The sequence below is a fragment of the Thiolapillus sp. genome (assembly GCF_048562965.1).
Classification (GTDB): Bacteria; Pseudomonadota; Gammaproteobacteria; order Chromatiales; family Chromatiaceae; genus Thiolapillus; species Thiolapillus brandeum_A.
This window is the reverse complement of sequence record NZ_JBHNMF010000692.1, coordinates 1-1,603: the sequence shown is the minus strand read 5'-3', so window position 1 is coordinate 1,603 and position 1,603 is coordinate 1. Positions and strand designations below refer to the sequence as shown.

Sequence of the window (1,603 nt, the reverse complement as noted above, 5' to 3'; positions counted from 1 at the left end):
TGTCCTCCATCGTGTAGCCAGTCGGTTCCTTCGGTTGCAACGCTTCCTGAATCGCTTTGTCCTGCAAGCCTTCCAGTTGCAACAGCAGTTTGCCGAGATCGCGCTGAATAGTCTTGTCCTCGATGCCGCTTTCAGTGGCGGCGACACGGCCAAATGCCTGGCGATGTTTGGCGCTGTACAGGTCGAAGCTGTCTACATGGATGATTTCTCGATTCACCACCGATGCGCTGCCTCCTGGCGCGGCGGCATACCGTCCATCCATGGACATAAGCACATTGACCTTCATCACTTCGTAGCTGGTGTTTTTCGGTAGACCGCGAACGCGGTAATGCCGATTACCGTATTCGATGTTGATTTCGTGGTCGGTGACTTCGGGTTGTTCCGGTTACTCCGGTGTCGGCGGGACAGCAGCGGCGGGTAATGGTGGAGTCTCTGTTTCCGATGCCACCGATTCCAGCTCCGGTGCTATTGGTGCTGATTCCGTTGTTTCTGTTTGCAGCTCAGATTCAGCAGCTAAAGGAGAGATAGTTTCCGGGTCTGGATCACGCTCCAGCGCTTCACCATCACCCATCCATTGGGCTGACCGGATCACCACGCCCAGGCTCTTGTTCGCTGGCCTCACCTCCAGCGCATAGGCATTGGCATCCATCCCTTTGGGAAAGTGCAACTGGTAACAAGCAAAGCCCTCAACCTGGAGTTGTTCGGCTAATTTAACGGCGGCAGTATTTCCCGCTTCGTCTCGATCATAAGCAATCAATACTCGTTTGATATTCGCCTGTTTGAAGACCGTCAGATGATCTTCGGTAAAACCAGAGGTGCCATAACTGGCCGTTACATTGCGGTAGCCATTCACCCAGAAGGTCATGGCGTCGATCAGTGCTTCACACAGGATCACCTCTTCACTGTCCACCAGAGTAGCAGCATTCCAAACGCCTTGATGTGCACCAGGCAAGTACAGGTGTTGCGGTGTTCCCTTGCGTAATCGCTTACCGAGGATTTTTCTGCCGTAAACTTCCGTCACCAGACCATCACCATTGATGACCGGCACCACCAGCGAACCGCTAAAGTGTTCATGCTTGGTATTTCTCAAGCGTGTCTTCGACCTCGTGATAGATTTTGGGACATCCCAGTCCCCAAAATCGACTCGGCCTTTGACAACCTATTCGTGCCCCAGCCGTCCTGGTCACCAAGCACTACGCAACAACTTCGCAAGCTCGTTGCTGCTCCGTACTTGGCTCCCAATGACTGGACGCCGCGTTTGGATGCCTACTTTGCTTACCCTCTGGCGCTATGCGCACGACGGGTAAGCAGTGCGGCCTCGCGGCTACTGGGGACTACCAGCCTTCGCTTCGCTCTCCATGGCTGGCAGCGCCAGATACCAACCCGTTGCAACTGCCCTCTTACCTCAGCCCCGGCCTTGCGGTTGCGCACCGGCAGCCGGTAACCCAATGTCCGATTGGCATAACCCAGCTTGAAGCAGTCAATTAACTCCGCATCACCCAGGCCACGGCTGTTCAGGTATTCCAAGGCGTCGGGGCTTTGTTTCAGGGTTTCATGGTAGTAATCGATCACCACGGCAAGCTGTTTTTGATCATCGGGATTG

Annotated in this window: 3 protein-coding genes; 1 reads left to right on the top strand and 2 read right to left on the bottom strand. The window is 54.6% G+C overall.

Annotation, left to right across the window (positions count from 1 at the left end; translation table 11 throughout):
* Both ACOCD2_RS19235 and ACOCD2_RS19230 read right to left on the bottom strand, forming a co-directional pair.
* Nucleotides 1–286: hypothetical protein (locus ACOCD2_RS19235; RefSeq protein WP_305800680.1), on the bottom strand; the 286-nt coding region annotated here is incomplete at its 3' end.
* A 99-nt stretch (nucleotides 287–385) separates the two neighbouring features.
* On the bottom strand, nucleotides 386–1,090 hold the full coding sequence (locus tag ACOCD2_RS19230) for a toprim domain-containing protein (protein WP_293674779.1): 705 nt from the start codon (nucleotides 1,088–1,090) through the stop codon (nucleotides 386–388).
* Between the two features lie 75 nt (nucleotides 1,091–1,165).
* Between ACOCD2_RS19230 and ACOCD2_RS19225 the strand changes: the two genes are divergently transcribed.
* Nucleotides 1,166–1,444: a hypothetical protein gene (locus ACOCD2_RS19225; protein ID WP_295538532.1), complete on the top strand. Its 279-nt coding sequence runs from the start codon at nucleotides 1,166–1,168 to the stop codon at nucleotides 1,442–1,444.
* Nucleotides 1,445–1,603 lie beyond the last annotated feature (159 nt).